This window comes from Stenotrophomonas maltophilia (assembly GCF_900186865.1).
Lineage (GTDB): Bacteria > Pseudomonadota > Gammaproteobacteria > Xanthomonadales > Xanthomonadaceae > Stenotrophomonas > Stenotrophomonas maltophilia.
The window spans coordinates 1147863-1168717 of sequence record NZ_LT906480.1; the positions used below are offsets into that span (position 1 = coordinate 1147863).

Genomic DNA, 20855 nt, shown 5'->3' on the forward strand with positions numbered 1-20855 from the left:
ATCCATCAGCGGGCGGCGGCCTGCAACCACGGCGGCGACAGCGTCAGCAGCCGCGCATGCACCGGGCAGTCCTCGGCATGCGCACCGGGCAGGTAGCCCAGGCTCATCAGGAACTCGCCGGTGATCTCGCCGCCGGTGAAGCGGAAGGTCTTCTTGAACAGCTTCACCCAGTCAGCCTTGCTGCGCGGGTGGTGCGCATCCAGCCACGACGCGAAGCTGCCGTGGCTGGCCCGCAGCTGCTGGATCACCTGCGCGTTGTGGATGGCCGCCAGCACCTTCAGCCGGTTGCGGATGATGCCTGCGTCCGACAGCAGGCGCTCGATGTCCTGCTCGGCGTATGCAGCCACGCGGTCCACATCGAAGCCGTCATAGGCCGTGCGGAAGCCCTCGCGCTTCTTCAGTATCGTTTCCCAGCTCAGGCCGGCCTGATTGATTTCCAGCACCAGCCGCTCGAACAGCTCGCGCTCGTCACGCTGCGGGAAGCCGTACTCGTTGGCGTGGTAGTAGTCGTGCACCGGATGGCCCGGGGCGATGAGGCAGTAGCCGCTCATGGGGAAGGCTCGTTGGATTCGGATTCGGGATCGATGGCCAGCGCAGGGTGCCCGCCGATGGACAGCATCGGCCAGCGCGGTGGCACGAGCGTGAGTTTGCCGTCACGCAGGGCCTGGTTGATCGCCTCGGCCTGGCCGCTGACGGTGCCGAACAGCGAACCGGCCCGGCGCCAGTGGGCATCCCTGCCACGTGCGTACAGCACGCAGTCCGGCCCACGGTGGGTGTACAGCTCGCACAGCAGCACTTCGCCGGTGCCATCGCCGTCCAGGTCGCGATGCACGATCAGGCAGTCGCGCTCGCTCTGGGCGCAGGATTCGCCATCGATCGCGCGCGTGGCCAGTGCCTGCCACCAATCGTCCGGTGGCGAGCTGGATCCCTTGGCCAGCTTCAATGCGCGCTGCAGGGCGACGACGTCCTGCGGCCCCTTGTCGAGGCGGTGGCCGTCATCCCAGCGCGAGGTACGTGCCAGCGCGGCAGCGATCACCTGTGGCGCGTTGGCATCGGCGGTGATGGCTGGATCACGCTGCAGCTCGCGCAGCGCCCGCACGCCGCGGTGGCCAAGATCGAAGCGCAGCACGTTGACGTCACTGCTGGTGATCGCGGGCGGTTCCGCACGCAGGCGCGCCAGCTGGCTGGACAGGGTCAGCCGCACCGGGTCCAGCAGCGGCGAGTTGCCCAGCAATGCCAGTGCCAGCACCGCCCAGCACATCCAGCGGTTGACCGGCTCCAGCATCTGCAACCAGCGGCGTTGCCGGCGCAGCACCGCCAGCGCGTAGCCCACGGCATAGCCGGCCACGGCCACTGCGACGAGTACCGCCCAGAACCGGTCCACGGTCCAGCCGTACTGCACCACGCGCAGCCCCAGTGCGTACAGCGCCAGTGCGGCGTAGACCGGCAGCGCCAGCAGGCTGGCTTCAACCAGCCGGCGCAGCAGCAGCGGGTAGGGGGCGCTGTCTTCCCCCTGCTGGTAGACCGCATTGGTGAACGTCACCAGCAGCAGCGACAGCACCAGCAGCAGGCCGGCGGCCGAGCGGGTCTTCCACAACGGTTCCAGCCCGGTAAGCGGCAGGCTCAGCACGAACAATACGGCGATGAACGAGAGCAGCGGCAACAGCCCACGGCAGATCGCGAACAGCACCTGGCGGGTGATCTGGATGGCGCGGTGCTGGGTGCGCCCGATCAGTACGCCGAACCCGGCCAGGCTGCCGGTGGCCAGTGCGATGAACGCGTCCTGCCGGAACAGGTCGCGGAAGACGGTCACGTCGAGCAGCTGGAACAGCGCCGACCACAGCCACAACAGCAGCCAGGTCAGCCCGGTGAACAGTGCCGCCAGGGCCAGGGTCAAACCATTCTGCCAGGCGCGCTCGAACAGCTCGGGGTAACTGGCACGCCAGTGCCCGTGCTGCAGCTGGAACTGCCACCAGGGCAGGACCACGAACACCGCAACGGCCATGCCCAGGGTCAACGGAAGCTGCAACGCGCCCGATTCCAGTGCGGTCTCGCCAGTGAGGTTCCAGCCGATCCAGGCGGCCAGCGCCAGCACCACCGTCGAGCCGAGCACGGCCTGCAGCCACAGGCGGCGCTGGCCCAGCTCCACCAGGCTCAGCGCCACCGCGCTGGGAATGGCCAGCACCCAGGCGTACCAGCAGTAGCGCCAGCCGATATCGCGGAACGGCCACGCGTCGGACAGTTCCTGCGCGGCATACAGCATCAGGCCCTGCAGCAGGGCAAGCAGGACGATGGCGCTGCGTGCCGGCAGGGTCAAAGGCGTTGAAGACTGCATCGATGACCTTCCATGGCAAAGCACCATCCTAGCCCATCGCAGTTCGACGCCATCGCGCGACCATCCCGCCCCCAGCAGGTAGAATAGGACCATGCCTGTAACGCCGACCTCCCTTGCCGATCACCTGCTCGTCGCGCTGCCGTCGCTGCTCGACGCGACCTTCGCCCGCAGCGTCGCGCTGATCTGCCAGCACGACGAGAACGGGGCGATGGGCGTGCTGGTCAACCAGCCTTCCGAGTACACGCTGGGTGAAGTGCTTGCACAGATGGACATCACCACCGGTGATGGCGACCTGCAGGCGCGCATGGTGCTCAACGGCGGCCCGGTGCATCCCGAGCGCGGCTTCGTCATCCATGACGACGCGCGGGCGTGGGATTCCAGCCTGACCGTGGGCGACGGCCTGTACCTGACCACCTCGCGCGACATCCTCGAAGCGATGGCGCGCGGCGAAGGCCCGGCCAATGCCGTGGTCACCCTCGGCTGTGCCGGTTGGGGCGCAGGGCAGCTGGAAAGCGAGCTGTCCGAGAACAGCTGGCTGACCGTGCCGGCCGATGCCGAGCTGGTGTTCCAGCTGCCGCTGGAGCAGCGCTGGCAGGGTGCGGCCTCGCGCATCGGCGTGGACCTGTTCCGGCTGACCGACTACAGCGGCCATGTCTGAGCCCATCACGCCCGCGCCGGATTCTGCTGCCCCGGCGATCCGTCGTGATGGCACCGTTCTGGGTTTCGATGTCGGCTCGCGACGGATCGGCGTGGCCATCGGCAGTGCCTTCGCCGCGCATGCGCGCGCGGTGGCCGTGGTCGATGTGCACGGCAACGGCCCGGACTGGACCGCGATCGAACGCCTGCTCAAGGAATGGAAGCCCGACGGCCTGGTGGTCGGCGACCCGCTGACCCTGGACGGCCAGGACCAGCCCAACCGCAAGCGCGCGCAGGGCTTCGCCCGCCAGCTGCGGGAGCGCTTCAAGCTGCCGGTGGTGATGATCGACGAGCGTTCCAGCTCGGTCGAGGCCGCACGCCGCTTCGCCGTCGAGCGCGCCGAAGGGCGCAAGCGCCGCCGTGATGCGGCTGCCCTCGATGCCGTCGCTGCAGCGGTGATCATCGATCGCTGGCTGTCGTCGCCGGACGACGCCACCCCCATTCCCTGACTGCCCGACACCGCCATGACCGCCCAGCAAATCGATGCCTCCGGACGCCTGCGCCACCTGCTGACCCTGGAGGGCCTGCCGCGCGAAACGCTGCTGCAGCTGCTCGACCGCGCAGGGCAGATCCGCGATGCCGCAGTCGGCCGCGTCGGCAACAAGCGCCACGTGCTGGCCGGTTCGGCGGTGTGCACGCTGTTCTTCGAACCGTCCACGCGCACCCGCAGTTCGTTCCAGCTGGCCGCGCAGCGGCTGGGGGCGGACGTGCTGAATTTCGACGCCTCGACCTCCTCTACCCGCAAGGGTGAGACCGCCTGCGACACGCTTCGCAACCTGGAAGCGATGGGCGTGCGCGGCTTCGTGGTGCGCCACCCCGATGACGGCGCCGTGGCCGCACTGGCCGATGCGGCAGGCGAGGGCACCGCGCTGATCAATGCCGGTGACGGCCGCAGTTCGCACCCGACCCAGGGCCTGCTGGACATGCTGACCCTGCGCCAGGCCAAGGGCCCGGATTTCTCGAAGCTGAAAGTCGTGATCGTCGGCGACGTGAAGCACTCGCGCGTGGCCCGCACGGACCTGCATGCGCTGCGCACGCTGGGCGTGGGCGAGATCCGCGTGTGTGGCCCGCAGTCGCTGCTGCCGGACGACGAGACCCTGAAGGGCTGCGTGGTCGGCGATGATTTCGACGCGATGCTGGAAGGCGTCGATGCGCTGATGATGCTGCGCCTGCAGCGCGAGCGCATGGAAGAAGGCCTGGTACCGTCGCTGGAGCAGTACCACGCGCAGTACGGCCTGACCAGCGAACGCCTGGCGCGCGCGGGCAAGGATGCCGCGGTGCTGCACCCGGGCCCGATCAACCGCGGCGTGGAAGTGACCGACGAGGTGGCCGACGGCCCGCAGTCGTGGGTGCTGCGCCAGGTCGCCAACGGCGTCGCCGTGCGCATGGCCGTGCTGGAAACCCTGCTGGGCTGACCTGCCCTGGTGGGTGCCGACCGTTGGTCGGCACGGTTGATCTGTCCTCATCCGATCCGGTGGGTGCCGACCGTTGGTCGGCACGGTTGATCTGTCCTTATCCGATCCGGTGGGTGCCGACCGTTGGTCGGCACGGTTGATCTGTCCTTATCCGATCCGGTGGGTGCCGACCGTTGGTCGGCACTGAACCGTCAGTGCGGTGAAGTGCGGGCCTAGCCATTGAATGGTTCCGGGCCTACCTGTACTGACGTGATTGCCCGATAGAACCGGAGTAGCGGCAGGCGCACGCTTGGGCCCATGAGCCGCGCACGCCTACGCCTTGGCCGCCATTCCCGGATCGGACAATCCTACATCCTGACCACCGTCATCCAGGAGCGTCGACGCTACTTCGATGATGCCACTGCGGCACAGGAGGTGATGGATGTGTTCCGTCGCATTGATGCTGAGGGCCTGACGCACTCACTTGCCTATGTGGTCATGCCGGACCACATCCATTGGCTTGTGGAGATCCGTGCGTTCTCGCTGGACTACATCATGCAACGCTTCAAATCGAGCAGTGCATTGCGGATCAACCGCATGCTGGGTAGGACAGGACCATTCTGGCAATCGAGCTATCACGATCACGCCATTCGTTCTGAAGAATCACTGTTTCGCCATGCGATGTACATCGTCGCCAACCCGGTCAGGGCGAACTTGGCGAGCTGCGTGGGAGAGTATCCGTATGCCTGGTGCCGATGGGAGATCGATGAGAGGTACCAGGCAATGGATTACCCCGAAGCGGAGAGGTAGTGCCGACCAACGGTCGGCACCCACCCATACCCAAGCCGACCAACGGTCGGCACCCACCCATACCCAAGCCGACCAACGGTCGGCACCCACCAATACCCAAGCCGACCAACGGTAGGCATCCACCAACAGGTGTTTCCCAGCAGAAGCTGTGGTTCAGCGCTTCTGCGCGAACAGCCATTCCCACATTGCCGGGTCGGCGTAGGTGGCGTCCCAGGCATTGTGGTTGCCTTCCGGGTATTCGGTGTAGCGCACGTCGCGTGCGGCGGCGCGCTGGAATGCGGCATGCAGTCTGCGGTCGTCGTCCGGCGGCACCACGTCATCCAGTGCGCCGTGGAAGATCCAGATCGGCGTGTGCTGCAGGCGCTGGGCAATCACCGCGTACGGGTCCGCTTCGTGCGCGACCTGCTCGACGAACAGGGTCGGGCGTACCGCACGCGGGGCGAGCACCGCGCCGCACACGGGGACGATCGCGGCAAAGCGGCGTGGGTCATCCAATGCGATGTTCCAGCTGCCATAGCCGCCCATCGACATGCCGGTCAGGTATTGCCGCGCCGGGTCGGCGCCGAATTCGGCGATCGTCGCGTCCAGCGCGGCCACTGCCGCACGGTTGTTGCGGCCGCTCCATTCCTCGTGGCCCGGCACCTGCGGGAACACCACCAGGGCGGGGAAATCGGGATGCGCGCGCAGGTAAGGCCCCAGCCCGGCGTGGGTCTGCTTGACGCCATCGGCGCCGCGCTCGCCCGAGCCGTGCAGGAACAGGATGACCGGAAGGTGGGTGGGAGCGGCGGCCTGCACGCCGGCCGGAATGAACACCTGGTAGTAAGCCGTTTGCCCGTCCACCTTCACCGCACGTGCTTCGAAGCGGCCACGCGCGCTGTCCGGCAGCGAAGTGCAACCGCTCATCATCAGAAGGGCCAGCAGTGGCAGCCAGCGCGACAGCAAACGGACCATGGGATTTTCCGAAGCGGCGAGATCGCCTGCATCGTAGTCCGCCGACGTCGGCCCGGCATCGTGCGCCGCGTCACTGCGGGCGCGGGAAGCTGGCGATGATCTCCAACTGCTCCTGTGCCTCGGCATTGCCTTCGGCGGCGGCGGCCTGCACCTGCGCAATGTCCGGGTGCAGGACCACCAGCAGTGGGTTTTCGCAGACCGGGCAGTCGTACTCGGTGGCGTCCTCGTCCAGTTCCATTTCCATGGCGCGCGAGCTGCCCTTCCATTCACAGGCCGGGCAGGTGTGCTGCTGGTCGCGCCAGCCGGGCTGGAAGTAGTTTTCGATTGTCGTTGCCATGGGGGGATCCAGTTGGGATCGGGTCAGAGCGCCGCGCAGCGGGGATCCGACCGTCGAGATGGTCAGTGCAGCAGCACCAGGGTGGCCAGGCCGAGGAAGGTGAAGAAGCCCATCGAATCGGTCACGGCGGTCAGGAAGATGCCGCTGGCCAGCGCCGGGTCGAAGCCGAAGCGCTTCAACGTCAACGGCACCAGCACGCCGGCCAACGCAGCAAACAACAGGTTGCAGGTCAACGCGATGGCGATCACTGCCGACAACCCGGGCGAGTGGAACCAGGCGAGCACGATCAGGCCCAGCACCGAACCCAGCATCACGCCGTTCAACAGCGCGACCCGAACTTCCTTCCACAGCAGGGTGCGGGCGTTGGAGGCGCCCACCTGGCCCAGCGCCAGGCCGCGCACCATCAGTGCCAGCACCTGGGTACCGGCGTTGCCGCCGAGGCCGGCGACGATCGGCATCAGCACCGCCAGCGCCACCAGTTTGTCGATGGTGCCTTCGAAGTGGCCGACCACGCTGGAGGCCAGGAAGGCCGTGCACAGGTTCACCGACAGCCACATCAGGCGGCGGCGCATCGCGCGCCAGACCGGGCTGAACAGATCTTCGTCCTCGTCCAGACCGGCGGCGCCCAGCGCCTGGTGCTCGGCCTGGCCGCGGATGATGTCGACCACGTCATCGATGGTGATGCGACCGATCAGGATGTTGTTGTCATCCACCACTGGCGCGGAGATCCAGTCATGGTCGGAGAACTGGCGGGCGACTTCCTGGTCGCTCTCGCCGACGTCGATGGCTGGCTGCTCGTCGTCGATCAGGCGATTGATCGGGGTGGTGTCCTCGTGGGTCACCAGTGCCGCCAGCGACACGCGGCCGAGGTACTGATGGCGGCGGCTGACCACGAACAGGTGGTCGGTGTGGTCGGGCAGTTCACCGCGCAGGCGCAGGTAGCGCAGCACGACGTCGACATTGACGTCGGCGCGCACGGTCACCACGTCCGGATTCATCAGGCGACCGGCGCTGTCCTCGGGATAGGACAGGACCTGTTCCAGGCGCTCGCGGTTCTCGCGGTCCATCGACTTGAGGACTTCGTCGATGACCGTGTCCGGCAGGTCTTCGACCAGGTCGGCCAGATCGTCGATGTCCAGGTCTTCGACCGCGGCGATGATCTCGTCCGGGTCCATGTCCGCGAGCAGGCTTTCGCGCACGTCGTCGCCGACGTGGACCAGCACCTCGCCGTCGTCTTCCGGATCAACCAGTCCCCACACCACCTCGCGCTTGCCCGGCGGCAACGATTCGAGCAGGTTGCCGATCTCGGCCGGGGCCAGGGTGTTGACCAGGCGACGCACCGGGCCCAGCCGGCCGCTGTCCAGTGCATCGGACAGCATCCGCAGTTGGCGCGCAGTCTTGTCGTGGCGTACAGCTTCAGCCATCGCAGCTCCCGCGGGGATAAGAAAAGCCGCGATCCCGGCAAGGATGCGGCAACAGGGGTGTTCAGCGCGTCATTATCGCAAGGCGATGTTTCAACGCATAGCCGCCGGGTGGCGGTAGTGCCGGCCGCTGGCCGGCAACCTCTTGGCCTTCAACGAGACGGGGTCAGATCCCTTTTCCCGCGAAAAAGGGATCTGACCCCAGGCGTGCATGCCCGGCGAGCCGGGGTATCAGGCCGTTTCGGCCACCAGTGCCAGCCAGCGTTCGATCGCGCGGCGGTCGCGCGCGGCCAGCAGCTTCGGTGCGCGCGCGCGCAGCATGGCCAGGTCGGCCTCGCGGACCGCGCGGCGTACTTCCAGCAGCGTGCCCGGGTGCAGGCTGAACTCGGTCAGGCCCAGTGCCAGCAGCAGTGGGGTCATCCGCGCATCGCCGGCCATCTCGCCACAGACCGCCACCGGGATGCGGTGGCGCGCGCCGGTCTCGATCACCATCTGCAGCAGCCGCAGCACCGCCGGGTGCAACGGCGAATACAGCTCGCCCAGTGCTTCATTGTTGCGGTCGGCCGCCAGCAGGTACTGCACCAGGTCGTTGGTGCCGATCGACAGGAAATCGACCAGGTCGATGAAGCTCTCCAGCGCCAGCGCCGCAGCAGGGACTTCGATCATCGCGCCCAGTGGCACGTGGTCGGACACCATGTGGCCTTCGCCGCGCAGCTGTTCGGTCAGCTTGAGCATGCGGCGGCGCACTGCCAGTAGTTCCTCCCGGGTGCTGACCATCGGCACCAGCACCCGCAGCTTGCCGTAGGCCGAGGCGCGCAGGATCGCGCGCAGCTGGGTGTCGGCTACCTTCGGCCGTGCCAGCGACAGGCGTACGCCGCGAAGGCCGAGCGCCGGGTTTTCTTCGTTGCTCAGGGTCAGGCCGGTGCGGTCGGCCTTGTCCGCGCCCAGATCGAGGGTGCGGATGGTCACCGGTCGCCCGCTCATGCCCAGTGCCGCATCGCGGTAGGTCTGGAACTGTTCTTCTTCATCCGGCAGCTCGTTGCGCTGCAGGAACAGGAATTCGGTGCGGTACAGGCCCAGGCCGTGGGCGCCCAGCGCATGCGCCTGGGTCACGTCCTCCAGCGACTCGGCATTGGCCAGCAGGGCAATGTCGACCTGGTCGCGGGTGCGGCTGGGCTTGCTGCGCAGGCGGCCGAGCTCGCGCTGTTCGCGCGCGTGTTCCTTCAGTCGTGCGCGGTAGTCGCGCAGATTGTCGGCCTGTGGATTGGCGGTGATGCTGCCGTCGGCGCCGTCGATGATCAGCACGTCGCCATCGGCGATGCGGCTGAGCAGCTGCGGCACGTTGACGATCAAGGGCAGGTGCAGGCTGCGCGCAAGGATCGCGCTGTGCGAGAGCGCGCTGCCGGCGGCGGTGACGATGCCGACCACGCCTTGCGCCTGCAGCTGTGCCAGTTCGGAGGGCGCGATGTTGTCGCAGACCAGGATCTCGCCGGCCAGGCCTTTCACCGCTGGCGGGCGTTCGGGCTGCAGGAAGGCATGGATGCGGCCGATCACATGGTCGAGGTCGTCCATGCGGCTCTTCAGGTAAGCATCGTCCATGCCGTCGAAGACCTTGGCCAGGCGGTCGCGCTGCAGGCGCAACGCATAGCCGGCGCTGTACGGTCCGCTGCGGATCAGTTCGTCCAGCCCATACAGCAGCTCGGGATCGTCCAGCAGCAGCGCATGCAGGTCGAGGAACTCACCCACTTCCTGGTTCAGCGCTCCATGCAGGCGCTGGCGCAGCTCGTGCATCTCCGAGCGCGCGGCGTCCACCGCGCGATGCAGGCACGCCAGCTCGGCCTCGACCTGGTGGGCGGCAACGCGCTGCTCGGCCACTTCCAGTGCATGCGGCAGGCGAACGCGGGCGCGGCCCATTGCCGTGCCGCGGGCGGCACCATGCCCGGCCAGCAGCAGTACCGGCCGCTGGCCGGAAGGGGGTTGGCCGGCGCGTGCGCGTGGCACGCTCAGCTGTCCTCGTCGAAACGGCGTTCGAACAGGCCGACCACCGCCTCCATCGCGGCGGCTTCGTCCTCGCCATTGATCCGCACGGTGACCGGGGTGCCCTGGCCGGCGGCCAGCAGCATCACGCCCATGATGCTCTTGGCGTTGATCTCACGGCCTTTGGCGGCCATGGTCACGTTGCAGCGGAACGGCGCCAGGGTCTGCACCAGCTTGGCGGTGGCCCGGGCATGCAGGCCCAGGCGGTTGCTCACGGTGAGTTCTCGTTCAAGCATCGTCGACTATCGCTCCATTACGGGTACCCGCCGCGGCTGTGGCGGGCAGTTGATCCAGTCCCTGTTCCGGATAATTCATCACCCGCAGCAACATCGGCAGGCTCAGCGCCGACACCCGGCGAACCGGGGTCCCCAGCCGGGCCAGCTGCCCGGCAAGATTGGCGGGGCTGGCGCCGTACAGGTCGGTCAGGATCAGCACACCATCACCCCCGTCAACCCGCCGCAGGGCGGCCGAGGCGAGCGGGAGCAGGGCGTCCAGGTCTGCGTCGAACGGTACTTCGAAAGCTTCGGTTTTCAGCGGCAACTGCCGCAGGAGCCGGGTCGCCACGTCAAGCAGGGCGGTCCCGACCCCGGGATGTGTTACGAGGAGAATGCCACAGGTCATTACTGCACGTTAACAGGTCAAGGTGAATTGGCGATAGCAGCAGGAGAGGGGCACTGTGTCCCGTATTCAGCGTTGCTCCCAGGGGAGGCCTTTTCCGTTGAGAAAGAGATCCGACTCCATCCGTTTTTCGATGCCTGACAGCGATTCATCCACGCATGGCGTGGATCCATCGTGTCGACCAGGGTCGACACCCCCCAACAGCGGCAGAAATCTGTCAGAGGTGGGGCGGTGTGGGTCTGCAGGACCGTTGGCGCCATGGATGGCGCCATCGAGCCCCCAGGGGTGAGGGCGCTTTGCTTGCGAAGCACTGCTTCGCAAGCGCCCGAACGCCCAGCCGCCAGCGGCTGGGCCGGACCGCGGAGCGGGGTTCACGGCGTGTCCTGCAGACCCACACCGCCCCGCCATCCCACGAAATCCCGCTTCTGCTGTTGCTTCTGCTGTTGCTGTTGCTGTTGCCGGCCAGCGGCCGGCACTACCGGCGGGTGCCGGGCGCAGCCCGGCCGCCCCCCCCTCAATCCTGTTCGCGGTGGTACGTCGCCACGTCTTCCCAGCCCATCTCGCGGGCATGCCGGGCCAGACGCTCGGCCAGGAACACCGAGCGGTGCTTGCCGCCGGTGCAGCCGAACGCCACGGTCACATAGCTGCGGGTGCCATCACTCAGCTTCGGCAGCCAGGTATCGAGGAAGTCCATCAGCTGGGCCAGGTAGCGCTGCACGTCCGGCTGCGCTTCCAGGTAGTCGCGTACACCCGGTTCGCGACCGCTGAGCGCGCGCAGGTCCGGGTCCCAGTGCGGATTGGGCAGCACCCGCGCATCGAACACGAAGTCCGCCTCGGCCGGCACGCCGCGCTTGTAGGCGAACGATTCGAACAGCAGCGACAGGCCGGTGGCATGGTCCATCGTGAACTCGGTGATGATCCGCCGCCGCAGCTGATGCACGTTGAGGCTGCTGGTGTCGATCACCGCATCAGCCTCGCGGCGCAGCGGTGCGGTCAACTCGCGTTCGCGGGCGATGGCTTCAGGCAGCGACAGGCCCAGCTGGCTCAGCGGATGGCGGCGGCGGGTGTCGGCGTAGCGCTTGAGCAGCGTCTCGTCGCTGGCTTCGAAGAACAGCACCTTCACGTCCACGCCGGCGTCGGCCGCCAGCTGCCGCCAGTCGCCCAGCTGGCTCAGGTCGGCCTGGCCGCGAACGTCGATGCCTACGGCCAGACGCCGTGGTGCGCTGCCGTCGTGGTTGGCCAGCAGGCTGCGCACGAAGTCGGGCAGCAGATTGATCGGCAGGTTGTCCGAGCAGTAGTAATCCTGGTCCTCGAAGGTCTTCAGGGCGACGGATTTACCCGAGCCGGACAGGCCACTGACGATGATCAGGGTCGGGGCGGAGGGGGTGACGGTGCTCATGGACAGGCTCTTCGAAGGGCAGGGAAATCAGGGTGTTCGCCGTTCCAGCAGGTTGCTGTGGCGGGCGATGAACATGGCTGCCGGGTCGATGCCCTTGGTGCGCAGGATGTGCAGGCGGGTGGCCGCCTCGGTCAGCACGGCCAGGTTGCGGCCGGGCATCACCGGCAGGGTGATCAGCGGTACGTCCAGGTCCAGCACATGGCGAGTGCCCGAATCGCCGGTCAGGCGCTCGTAGCCATGCGGGGTGGGTTCGGTCATCGGCTTGGTCAAGTGGACGATCAGCCGAAGGTACTTGTTCTTCTTTACAGCCGTGTCGCCGAACATCTCGCGCACGTTCAACACGCCCAGGCCGCGCACCTCCAGCAGGTCCTGCAGCAGCTCCGGGCAGGTGCCATCGAGTACATCGGGCGCGATCTGGGTGAATTCGGGGGCATCGTCGGCCACCAGGCGATGGCCACGGCTGAGCAGTTCCAGCGCCAGTTCGCTCTTGCCGGATCCCGCTTCGCCGGTGATCAGCACGCCGATGGAGTAGATCTCCATGAACACGCCGTGCAGGATCACCCGCGGCGCCAGCGTACGCGCCAGGTGGTAGGACAGGTGGTTGAGCAGTTCGTGGCCGCGCTTCGGCGACAGCCACAGCGGCGTGCCGGATTCGTCTGCGGCAGCGCGCAGGTCTTCCGGGCAGGCCTGGTTGCGGGTCAGCACCAGCGCCAGCGGGTGCGACTGCATGATCTTTTCGATGGTCTCCCAGCGCTGGCGCGGTTCCAGCGCATCCAGCCAGGACAGTTCCTCGGTGCCCAGGATCTGCACCTTGTTGGGGTAGATCGCATTGAGATAGCCGGCCAGCGACGGACGCCGCGAGACCGTGTTGCCGGCCTCCAGCTCGCGCTTCTCGCCGGACTTGCCGGCAGCCCAGCGCAGCCCCAGCCGCTCGCGCTGCTGTTCGAACAGTTCACGGGCGGTGATGCTGGTATTCATGCGGCACTCGCAGGTGGGGTCATGTCCAGCGCCTCGCGCAGCGCCCGGGCATCGCCCGCCTCGCGTAGGGCCTGGCGGATGTCCGGCGCCGAGAACAGCTCGGCCAGCTCGGACAGCAGCATCAGGTGCTGGTGGGTGTAGTGGGCGGGGACGGCCATCGCGAACACCAGGTCCACCGGCTCCTCGCCACCGAAATCGACCGGGGTGGCCAACCGCAGCAGGGCGCCGCGGGGGCGGTCCAGGGTCGGCGCGCGGCCGTGGGGAATGGCGATGCCGTGGCCGATGGCGGTGCTGCCCAGCGCTTCGCGCTGGCACAGGTTCAGATAGATCTGTTCGGCGTTGGCCTGGCGGCAGGCCAGCAACCCGGCGGCGGCCTGCAGGACGCTGTCACGGTCGGTGGCCGTGCAGAGCTGGGTCTGCACGGCCGCCAGGAGGTCAGTCAGGGGCATGTCTGCGGGGAACGGTGGCGATCAGCCACCATTGTCGCCCACCGGCAGCGGTGCGTGCTGCTGTTTTTTCTCCTTGTGCTTGATCACCAGACGGTCAAGCTTGTCCGCAAGCAGGTCGATCGCGGCATACATGGTCTGGGCATTGGCCTCGGCGTGCAGGGTCTGGCCGGGAATGTTGAGGCTGGCGTCGACGTGGTGTTCGGTCTTCTGCAGCTTGAGGGTCACCCGCGCTTCGCAGTGCTGGTCGAAGTGCTTTCCGATCCGGGCCAGCTTCTCCTCAACATAGGACTGCAGGGCCGGGGTGACTTCGACATCTTTGCCAAACGTTTCGATGCGCATCGGGTTTCTCCTGTGTTCGGATGTGCCAATGAACCTCTCCGCCGGGCGCGGCGGCGCGTCAAGCGATTCTGACCCTTTCGTGCGAGGCGGAAATGTTCATGGCTTCACGATACTTCGCCACGGTGCGTCGCGCTACTGGAATTCCCGACGATTTGAGCAGGTCAGCCAGCTTGGCGTCAGAAAGCGGCTTGCGCGGGTTCTCGTCGTCGATCAGGCGCCGGATCATCGCCTGGATGGCGGTGCTGGACGCCTCGCCACCGCTCTCGGTATCGATGCCCGAGGCGAAGAAGGCGCGCAGCGGCAGGGTGCCTCGCGGGGTACGCACGTGCTTGCGGGCGATCGCGCGCGAGACCGTGGATTCGTGCAGGCCGAGCTCGGCGGCGATCTCGCGCAGGGTCAGTGGACGCAGCGCCTGCTCGCCGAATTCGAGGAAGCCGGCCTGCTGCAGGATCAGGCTGCGCACGACGCGCAGCAGGGTGTCACCACGCTGCTGCAGCCCTTTCAGCAGCCAGCGCGCTTCCTGCAGCTGGGCACGCAGGTAGCCGGCATCGGCGTCGCCACAACGTCGGATCAGCTGTTCGTAGCCGCGGTGGATCACCACCTTCGGCCCGGCATGCGCGGCCAGCGCTGCGCGCCATACGCCGTTCTGCCGCCACACCACCACATCCGGCACCACATAGGTGTCCTGCGACAGCGGCGCGATCTGCGTGCCCGGGCGCGGGTCCAGCGAACGCAGCAGCGCCACGGCAGTCTCGACCTCGTCCAGCGGCAGCTTCAACTCATGGGCGAGCCCGGTTACGCCGCTGCGCGGCAAACGTTCCAGGGGTCCTGCGGCAATCTGTCGCGCCAGCAGCAGGCCGGGCGTGTCGCCGGCCAGCACATCCAGCTGCAGCAGCAGGCATTCGCCCAGCGTGCGTGCAGCCACACCCACCGGATCGAAGCGCTGGATGCGATGCAGCACGGCGAGGATCTCGTCCTCGTCGGCGTGGATCGCCGGCAACAGGGTTTCAGCGATGGTGGCCAGCGGCTCGCGCAGGTAACCATCGTCGTCCAGTGCATCGATCAGCGCGGCACCGATGCTGCGATCACGCGAGGACAGATGCGACAGATGCAACTGCCACAGCAGATGGTCGGCCAGTGTTTCGGTTTCGGCTACGCGCTCGGCAGCGCTGCCGTTGTCGTCGTCATCATCGAAGCTGCCACCGCTGCCGGTCGTCGTCCAGTCCAGTTCGGTCGGCGCCCAGTCGTCGCCCTCATCGCTGCGCTCTGCAGGCGCTTCGTTGTCGTTGCCATCGCTGCCTTCATTGGCGGCGCTGCTGTCGTTGCTGTCGGCCCAGTCCAGCAGTGGGTTGCTTTCCACTGCCTGCGCGATCTCCAGCTCCAGTTCGGTGGCCGACATCTGCAGCAGCTTGATCGCCTGCTGCAACTGGGGCGTGAGCACCAGTTGCTGTCCCAACGATGTCTGCAGCCGAGTCTTCATGCCTGTGCCGAAAGGAAGGAAAGGGACCCGGCGACTGCTTCACAGCTTGAAGGAATCCCCGAGGTAGACGCGACGTACATCGGCGTTGTCCAGGATCGCCTCCGGCGAACCCTGGGCCAGCACGCTGCCCTCGGCGAGGATATACGCGCGGTCGCAGATACCCAAGGTCTCGCGCACGTTGTGGTCGGTGATCAGCACGCCGATGCCACGCTGCTTGAGGTGGGTGACGATGCGCTGGATCTCGCCGACCGAAATCGGGTCGACACCGGCGAACGGTTCGTCGAGCAGGATCAGGCGCGGTTGTGCGGCCAGTGCGCGGGCGATCTCGCAGCGGCGGCGTTCGCCACCGGACAGGCTGGCGCCGAGCTGGTCGGCGACATGGCCCAGCTGCAGTTCGTCGAGCAGGCCGTTCAATTCGCGCTCGCGGCCGGCCGAGTCCAGGTCCTCGCGCAGTTCCAGCACCAGGCGGATGTTGTCGGCCACGGTAAGCTTGCGGAACACCGACGGTTCCTGCGGCAGGTAGCCCACCCCCTGCTTGGCGCGGGTGTACATCGGGTCGCCGGTGATGTCCTTGCCGTCGAGCACGATGCTGCCGGCATCGGCGGCCACCAGACCGACGATCATGTAGAAACAGGTGGTCTTGCCGGCACCGTTGGGGCCGAGCAGGCCGACCACTTCACCCGCATCGAGGGTCAGCCCGAAGTCCTTGACCACTTCGCGCTGCTTGTACTTTTTGCGCAGGCCCTTGGCGACGAGCATTACTTCCTGCTCCCGGCCGGCTGTGCCGGCGTGGTGGCCTTGGGCTGTGCCGCAGGCGCGGCCGGGGTCTTGTTCTTCGGCGGGATGACGGTACGCACGCGGCTGCCGTCACCACCGGAGTTCATCTCGCCGGTGCGGGTGTTGTAGACCATGCGCTGGCCGGCATTGGTGCCGCGCGCGCTGGTGACCTTGTAGTTGCCGGTCAGGGTGATGATCTCGGTCTTGATGTCGTAGTCGATGCGATCAGCCAGCGCATCCATCCAGGTGCCGTCATCAAGCTGCTGCTTCATCTTGGCCTGCTTGCCGGTGAACACCACGCGCACGGCCTCGCCGTCCTTGAGGTAGATCTCGGCCTCGGACGAACGCAGGTCCAGCGTGCCCTGGGTGATGATCACGCCCTGCGACAGTACGGTCTTGCCGTCGCCGGTGAGCATGCCGGACTGGGCGCCGGAATCGATGTGCATGTCTTCGTTGCGGTCGGTGGACTTGGCGAAGGCGGCGCTGGGGACAAGAAGACCGAGCGCGAGTACGGCGGCAAAGGGAATCTTCATCGGGGTCCGTTCTACCGGTGGGGGCCTGCCGGGCGGGCCGGGGGCGGAGGGTGGGGCTGCCGGCCCTGCGCCTGTCCGGAGACGTCGCGGGCTGGCGGCGGAATCAGCGTTTGGGCGTGTAACGGCCCTTGGACTGGCTGAGGAAATGATACGTGTTGTTCTTCGAATCCACTTCGAAGCCGACGCCGGACTGTTCCATGCCCGGGCGGGTCATGGTCACCAGGGCGTCGGTACGGGCGCGGTTCTCCTTCGGGAACACATCCAGGTGGTCGGTGCGGAAGGTGGTCGGCACCACGCCCGGGCCCGCCGGGCTGTCGCCGGCAACCTTGCCGCGCAGCTTCATCTCGTCGCCCTTGGCGCTGAGCCAGCCGGTCTCGGCACGTAGCGTCCAGTGCTTGCCATCCTTGTCCGGCATCTCGAACAGCGGGGTGGCGATGTTGATGGTCTGGTCGCCGCGCTGGCGCTCCAGCCGCGGTGCGCGCAGGGTGGTCGATTCCTTGCCGTGCTCATCCAGGGCAACGATCTGGAAGTCATGCAGGATGTAATCCACGCCGATTTCCTGGCCTCCCGTGGCTGGACCCTTGTCGCGGTTGCGCAGCGCCGCCCAGCTGCTCAGCAGGGCGGCCAGCAGCAGGCTGATGCCGAGCACGGTGCGCCAGTTCAAGGTGGGCAGGTTCATGCGCCAAACCTCGCCAGCACCGCATCCGCGCGGCCCTGGGCGGCCAGCAGGATGTCGCACAGCTCGCGCGCGGCGCCACGGCCACCCTCGGCGCGGGTCTGCCAATGCACGCGTTCGGCGATCCACGGATGGGCATTGGCCGGGGCCACCGCCAGGCCGACCGCACCCAGCGGCGCCAGATCGGGCAGGTCATCGCCCATGAACGCCACCTGTTCCAGGCCGATCCCGTGCTGCGCGCACAGCGCCTGCACGCTGGCCAGCTTGTCGCCCACGGCGATCTGGGTATCGATGCCGAGGTCGGCGCCGCGCTTGAGCGCGGACTGGCTGTTGCGCGCGGTGATCAGCACGGGGTGGATACCGTGCTGCTGCAGCAGTTTCAGGCCCAGGCCATCCTGCACGAAGTACGCCTTGCTCTCGTTGCCGTCCTTGTCGTAGTACAGCCGACCGTCGGTGAGGGTGCCGTCCACGTCGAAGCAGGCCAGGCGGATCTGGGCCGCAGCGGCATGCAGGTGGGCGGGGAAGGCGGGCAGGGGGGACCAGGGCATCAGGGTGGAAGGCTCGTTATGGGCAGGTGCGGCGTTACAGACTGAATGGGGTCTACGGACTGTCGGTTAAACCACCCGGGCCCGCAACAGGTCATGAATGTTCAGCGCGCCAACCGCGCGGCCCTGGTCATCAACCACGATCAGGCCGGTGATCTTGTGGGTCTCCATCAGGCGGGCGGCCTCGACCGCCAGCTGGTCGGCGCCGATGGTGCGCGGGTTGCGGGTCATCACGTCGGCGATCTTCGCGGTGCGCACGTCCAGCGCGCTGTCCAGCGCACGGCGCAGGTCGCCGTCGGTGAACAGCCCGATCAGCACGCCGTCGGCGTCAACCACGGCGGTCATGCCCAGCCGCTTGCGGCTCATTTCCACCAGCGCCTCGCTGAGGCTGGCGTCGGCGCCCACGCTGGGCAGGTCGTCGCCGGTGTGCATGACGTCGGTGATGTGCAGCAGCAGGCGACGGCCGAGGCTGCCGGCCGGGTGCGAGCGGGCGAAGTCATCGGCGGTGAAGCCACGTGCATCGAGCAGGGCCACGGCCAGTGCATCGCCCATCGCCAGCGAGGCGGTGGTGCTGGAAGTGGGTGCCAGCGCCAGCGGGCAGGCCTCGGCCGGCACGCTCACGTCCAGATGGATGTCGGCGGCGGCGGCCAGGCTGGACTGCGGGCGGCCGGTCATGGAGATCAGCAGGTTGCCCTGGCGCTTGAGCACCGGCAGCAGCATCAGTACCTCGTCCGATTCGCCCGAGTAGGACAGGGCCAGCACGACGTCGTCCTCGGTGATCATGCCCAGGTCGCCGTGGCCGGCTTCACCGGGGTGCACGTAGAACGCCGGCGTGCCGGTAGAGGCCAGGGTGGCGGCGATCTTGCGCGCGATATGCCCGGACTTGCCCATGCCGGTGGCGACCACCCGCCCGCGACTGGCCAGAATCGCCTGGCAGGCCTGCTGGAAGGCCTCGCCGAGGCGGTCGGCCACGGCATCCAGGGCCTGCCGCTCGATCTCGAACACGCGGCGGCCACTGGCAACCAGGCCGGCAGGGTCGACGGAACGGGGGGGCAACAGGGATTCGGCCATGCGGACGCCACGCAGCGGAAGTAGAATGGACCCACATTTTATTAGGAAAGCCCGTTGGACGCCGACACCATCCGCAATCTGATCGAAACCGGCCTGCCCGGCGCCCGCGCCGACGTGCAGGGCGACGACGGCGTGCATTTCGAAGCGACCGTGGTCTGCGAGGCCTTCGCCGGCAAGATGCCGCTGGCCCGCCACCGCATGGTGTATGCCACCCTGGGCGACCTGATGGGCGGCGCGATCCACGCGCTGGCGCTGAAAACCGTGACCCCGGCCGAAGCCGGCTGAACCGCAGAAGATCCCGAATACATGGCCAAGATCGTTGTGACCGGCGGCGCTGCGCTGCACGGTGAAGTGAGCATCTCCGGCGCCAAGAACGCCGTCCTCCCCATTCTCTGCGCGACCCTGCTGGCCGATGCGCCGGTGGAGATCACCAACGTGCCGCACCTGCACGACGTGGTCACCACGGTGAAGCTGCTCGGCGAGCTGGGCGCCAAGGTCACCATCGACCAGGGCACGCTGTCGCGCGGCAGCGCGATCGTGGTCGACCCGCGTCCGGTCAACCAGCACGTCGCACCGTATGAGCTGGTCAAGACCATGCGCGCCTCGATCCTGGTGCTGGGCCCGCTGCTGGCCCGCTTCGGCGCCGCCGAAGTGTCGCTGCCGGGCGGCTGCGCGATCGGCTCGCGACCGGTCGACCAGCACATCAAGGGCCTGCAGGCGCTGGGCGCCGAGATCGTGGTCGAGAACGGCTTCATCAAGGCCAGCGCCAAGCGCCTGAAGGGTGGCCACTTCACCTTCGACATGGTCAGCGTCACTGGCACCGAGAACGTGCTGATGGGCGCGGTGCTGGCTGAAGGGACCACTGTCCTCGACAACTGCGCGATGGAACCGGAAGTGACCGACCTGGCGCACTGCCTGATCGCGCTGGGCGCGAAGATCGAAGGCCTGGGCACCGCCCGCCTGGTGATCGAGGGCGTCGAGCGCCTGTCCGGTGGCCGCCACGAAGTGCTGCCCGACCGCATCGAGACCGGCACCTTCCTGGTGGCCGCAGCGATGACCGGTGGCAAGGTCACGGTCAACCGTGCGCGCCCGAACACCATGGACGCGGTGCTGTCCAAGCTGGTCGAGGCCGGTGCGAAGATCGAGACCACCGACGACAGCATCACCCTGGACATGCAGGGCAGGCGGCCGAAGGCGGTCAACCTGACCACCGCGCCGTACCCGGCATTCCCGACCGACATGCAGGCGCAGTTCATGGCGCTCAACTGCGTGGCCGATGGCGTGGGCGTGATCAACGAAACGATCTTCGAGAACCGTTTCATGCACGTCAACGAACTGCTGCGCCTGGGCGCGGACATCCAGGTCGAAGGCCACACCGCCATCGTGCGTGGCAGCGAGCACCTGAGCGGCGCACCGGTGATGGCGACCGACCTGCGTGCGTCGGCCTCGCTGATCCTGGCCGGCCTGATGGCCAGCGGGGATACCACCATCGACCGCATCTACCACCTTGATCGTGGCTACGAGAACATCGAAGAGAAGCTGTCTTCACTCGGCGCCACCATCCGGCGCGTGCCATGATCCTGCGCGGCAAGTTCAGCCCGCGTCGCAAGGCGCTGCTGGCCCTGGTGCTGATCGTGCTGGCGTGGCTGGGCTATGCCTGGTACGCCAACATCGCGATCACCCAGGGCATCGAGCAGAAGGACATGGACTGGAACGGCGACGGCACGGTCACGCGTGACGAGATCATCGAGTCGTTCTATGCGGTGGCGGTGAACGACAGCCAGGACGGCAACCGTCATTGCCGCACCTTTGTGTGGCGCAGCACCGGCGAGCAGATCCGCGTGGACTGCCGCACCGAGTTCAAGCCGGCGGCGGCCGAGGAAAAGAAGTAAGAAAAAACGCCCGCGAAAGCGGGCGTTTTCTTTTCGCGGGGCCCGGGGTCGGGTCCCTTTCCATCGGAAAGGGCTCCGACCCCAGCCACATAACCGGGGTCAGAGCCCATCCCCTAG

At 67.4% G+C, this 20855-nt stretch carries 25 protein-coding genes; 7 read left to right on the plus strand and 18 right to left on the minus strand.

Annotated features, from left to right (window positions below; translation table 11 throughout):
* Positions 1-5: 5 nt before the first annotated feature.
* Positions 6-551 (minus strand): DNA-3-methyladenine glycosylase I, encoded by a 546-nt coding sequence (locus tag CKW06_RS05475; protein WP_024956076.1) that lies wholly within the window; start codon positions 549-551, stop codon positions 6-8.
* A complete protein-coding gene (locus tag CKW06_RS05480; protein WP_024956075.1) occupies positions 548-2335 on the minus strand; it encodes a DUF4153 domain-containing protein in 1788 nt (595 codons plus the stop codon). Before CKW06_RS05480 ends, CKW06_RS05475 begins: the two co-directional genes overlap by 4 nt.
* A gap of 91 nt (positions 2336-2426) precedes the next feature.
* Between CKW06_RS05480 and CKW06_RS05485 the strand changes: the two genes are divergently transcribed.
* The 4 genes from CKW06_RS05485 (at position 2427) to CKW06_RS05500 (ending at position 5235) form a co-directional block, all read left to right on the plus strand.
* A complete protein-coding gene (locus CKW06_RS05485) occupies positions 2427-2993 on the plus strand; it encodes a YqgE/AlgH family protein (RefSeq protein ID WP_005408377.1) in 567 nt (188 codons plus the stop codon).
* On the plus strand, positions 2986-3480 hold the full coding sequence (ruvX, locus tag CKW06_RS05490; protein WP_005408378.1) for a Holliday junction resolvase RuvX: 495 nt from the start codon (positions 2986-2988) through the stop codon (positions 3478-3480). The genes CKW06_RS05485 and ruvX overlap by 8 nt, the downstream gene beginning before the upstream one ends.
* Before the next feature lie 15 nt (positions 3481-3495).
* A complete protein-coding gene (locus tag CKW06_RS05495; RefSeq protein ID WP_024956074.1) occupies positions 3496-4446 on the plus strand; it encodes an aspartate carbamoyltransferase catalytic subunit in 951 nt (316 codons plus the stop codon).
* Between the two features lie 297 nt (positions 4447-4743).
* Positions 4744-5235 (plus strand): REP-associated tyrosine transposase, encoded by a 492-nt coding sequence (locus CKW06_RS05500; RefSeq protein WP_005408380.1) that lies wholly within the window; start codon positions 4744-4746, stop codon positions 5233-5235.
* A gap of 153 nt (positions 5236-5388) precedes the next feature.
* On the opposite strand, the gene CKW06_RS05505 is transcribed toward CKW06_RS05500, so the two are convergent.
* The 16 genes from CKW06_RS05505 to CKW06_RS05580 all read right to left on the minus strand — a co-directional run bounded on the left by CKW06_RS05505 (position 5389) and on the right by CKW06_RS05580 (position 18846).
* Positions 5389-6186 carry a carboxylesterase family protein gene (locus CKW06_RS05505; protein ID WP_024958510.1) on the minus strand — a complete coding sequence of 266 codons (798 nt, stop codon included), beginning with the start codon at positions 6184-6186 and terminating at the stop codon, positions 5389-5391.
* A gap of 70 nt (positions 6187-6256) precedes the next feature.
* On the minus strand, positions 6257-6523 hold the full coding sequence (locus tag CKW06_RS05510; RefSeq protein WP_005412494.1) for a hypothetical protein: 267 nt from the start codon (positions 6521-6523) through the stop codon (positions 6257-6259).
* 62 nt (positions 6524-6585) lie between these two features.
* Complete coding sequence (gene mgtE, locus CKW06_RS05515) at positions 6586-7947, minus strand: magnesium transporter (protein ID WP_005408383.1); 1362 nt, start codon at positions 7945-7947, stop codon at positions 6586-6588.
* 228 nt (positions 7948-8175) lie between these two features.
* On the minus strand, positions 8176-9945 hold the full coding sequence (gene ptsP / locus CKW06_RS05520) for a phosphoenolpyruvate--protein phosphotransferase (RefSeq protein WP_005408384.1): 1770 nt from the start codon (positions 9943-9945) through the stop codon (positions 8176-8178).
* A 2-nt stretch (positions 9946-9947) separates the two neighbouring features.
* Complete coding sequence (locus tag CKW06_RS05525) at positions 9948-10217, minus strand: HPr family phosphocarrier protein (RefSeq protein WP_005408385.1); 270 nt, start codon at positions 10215-10217, stop codon at positions 9948-9950.
* A complete protein-coding gene (locus tag CKW06_RS05530; protein WP_005408386.1) occupies positions 10210-10602 on the minus strand; it encodes a PTS sugar transporter subunit IIA in 393 nt (130 codons plus the stop codon). Before CKW06_RS05530 ends, CKW06_RS05525 begins: the two co-directional genes overlap by 8 nt.
* 511 nt (positions 10603-11113) lie before the next feature.
* A complete protein-coding gene (rapZ, locus tag CKW06_RS05535) occupies positions 11114-11998 on the minus strand; it encodes an RNase adapter RapZ (RefSeq protein WP_005412498.1) in 885 nt (294 codons plus the stop codon).
* Between the two features lie 27 nt (positions 11999-12025).
* Positions 12026-12976 (minus strand): HPr(Ser) kinase/phosphatase, encoded by a 951-nt coding sequence (gene hprK, locus CKW06_RS05540; protein WP_005408388.1) that lies wholly within the window; start codon positions 12974-12976, stop codon positions 12026-12028.
* Positions 12973-13425 (minus strand): PTS sugar transporter subunit IIA, encoded by a 453-nt coding sequence (locus CKW06_RS05545; RefSeq protein ID WP_005408389.1) that lies wholly within the window; start codon positions 13423-13425, stop codon positions 12973-12975. The genes hprK and CKW06_RS05545 overlap by 4 nt, the downstream gene beginning before the upstream one ends.
* A 21-nt stretch (positions 13426-13446) precedes the next feature.
* Positions 13447-13764 (minus strand): ribosome hibernation-promoting factor, HPF/YfiA family, encoded by a 318-nt coding sequence (hpf, locus tag CKW06_RS05550; protein WP_004147311.1) that lies wholly within the window; start codon positions 13762-13764, stop codon positions 13447-13449.
* Positions 13765-13822: 58 nt separating this feature from the next.
* Positions 13823-15244 carry an RNA polymerase factor sigma-54 gene (locus CKW06_RS05555; RefSeq protein ID WP_038645608.1) on the minus strand — a complete coding sequence of 474 codons (1422 nt, stop codon included), beginning with the start codon at positions 15242-15244 and terminating at the stop codon, positions 13823-13825.
* Between the two features lie 39 nt (positions 15245-15283).
* The gene (lptB, locus tag CKW06_RS05560; protein WP_005408391.1) at positions 15284-16003 is read right to left on the minus strand and encodes an LPS export ABC transporter ATP-binding protein; all 720 of its coding nucleotides are present in this window, start codon (positions 16001-16003) and stop codon (positions 15284-15286) included.
* Positions 16003-16554, minus strand: coding sequence for a lipopolysaccharide transport periplasmic protein LptA (lptA, locus tag CKW06_RS05565; protein ID WP_005408392.1), 552 nt, complete (start codon positions 16552-16554; stop codon positions 16003-16005). The genes lptB and lptA overlap by 1 nt, the downstream gene beginning before the upstream one ends.
* Positions 16555-16657: 103 nt before the next feature.
* Positions 16658-17233, minus strand: a complete 576-nt coding sequence (gene lptC / locus CKW06_RS05570) for an LPS export ABC transporter periplasmic protein LptC (RefSeq protein WP_005408393.1) — start codon at positions 17231-17233, stop codon at positions 16658-16660.
* Complete coding sequence (locus tag CKW06_RS05575) at positions 17230-17778, minus strand: KdsC family phosphatase (protein WP_005408394.1); 549 nt, start codon at positions 17776-17778, stop codon at positions 17230-17232. The genes lptC and CKW06_RS05575 overlap by 4 nt, the downstream gene beginning before the upstream one ends.
* A 66-nt stretch (positions 17779-17844) precedes the next feature.
* Positions 17845-18846 (minus strand): KpsF/GutQ family sugar-phosphate isomerase, encoded by a 1002-nt coding sequence (locus tag CKW06_RS05580; protein ID WP_024958737.1) that lies wholly within the window; start codon positions 18844-18846, stop codon positions 17845-17847.
* A 54-nt stretch (positions 18847-18900) separates the two neighbouring features.
* Between CKW06_RS05580 and CKW06_RS05585 the strand changes: the two genes are divergently transcribed.
* The 3 genes from CKW06_RS05585 to CKW06_RS05595 are packed head-to-tail and all read left to right on the plus strand — an operon-like array spanning position 18901 to position 20738.
* Positions 18901-19131: a BolA family protein gene (locus tag CKW06_RS05585; protein WP_005408396.1), complete on the plus strand. Its 231-nt coding sequence runs from the start codon at positions 18901-18903 to the stop codon at positions 19129-19131.
* Positions 19132-19152: 21 nt separating this feature from the next.
* Positions 19153-20424: a UDP-N-acetylglucosamine 1-carboxyvinyltransferase gene (gene murA / locus CKW06_RS05590; protein ID WP_005412503.1), complete on the plus strand. Its 1272-nt coding sequence runs from the start codon at positions 19153-19155 to the stop codon at positions 20422-20424.
* On the plus strand, positions 20421-20738 hold the full coding sequence (locus tag CKW06_RS05595) for a hypothetical protein (protein WP_005408398.1): 318 nt from the start codon (positions 20421-20423) through the stop codon (positions 20736-20738). The genes murA and CKW06_RS05595 overlap by 4 nt, the downstream gene beginning before the upstream one ends.
* The last annotated feature ends 117 nt before the right edge of the window (positions 20739-20855 follow it).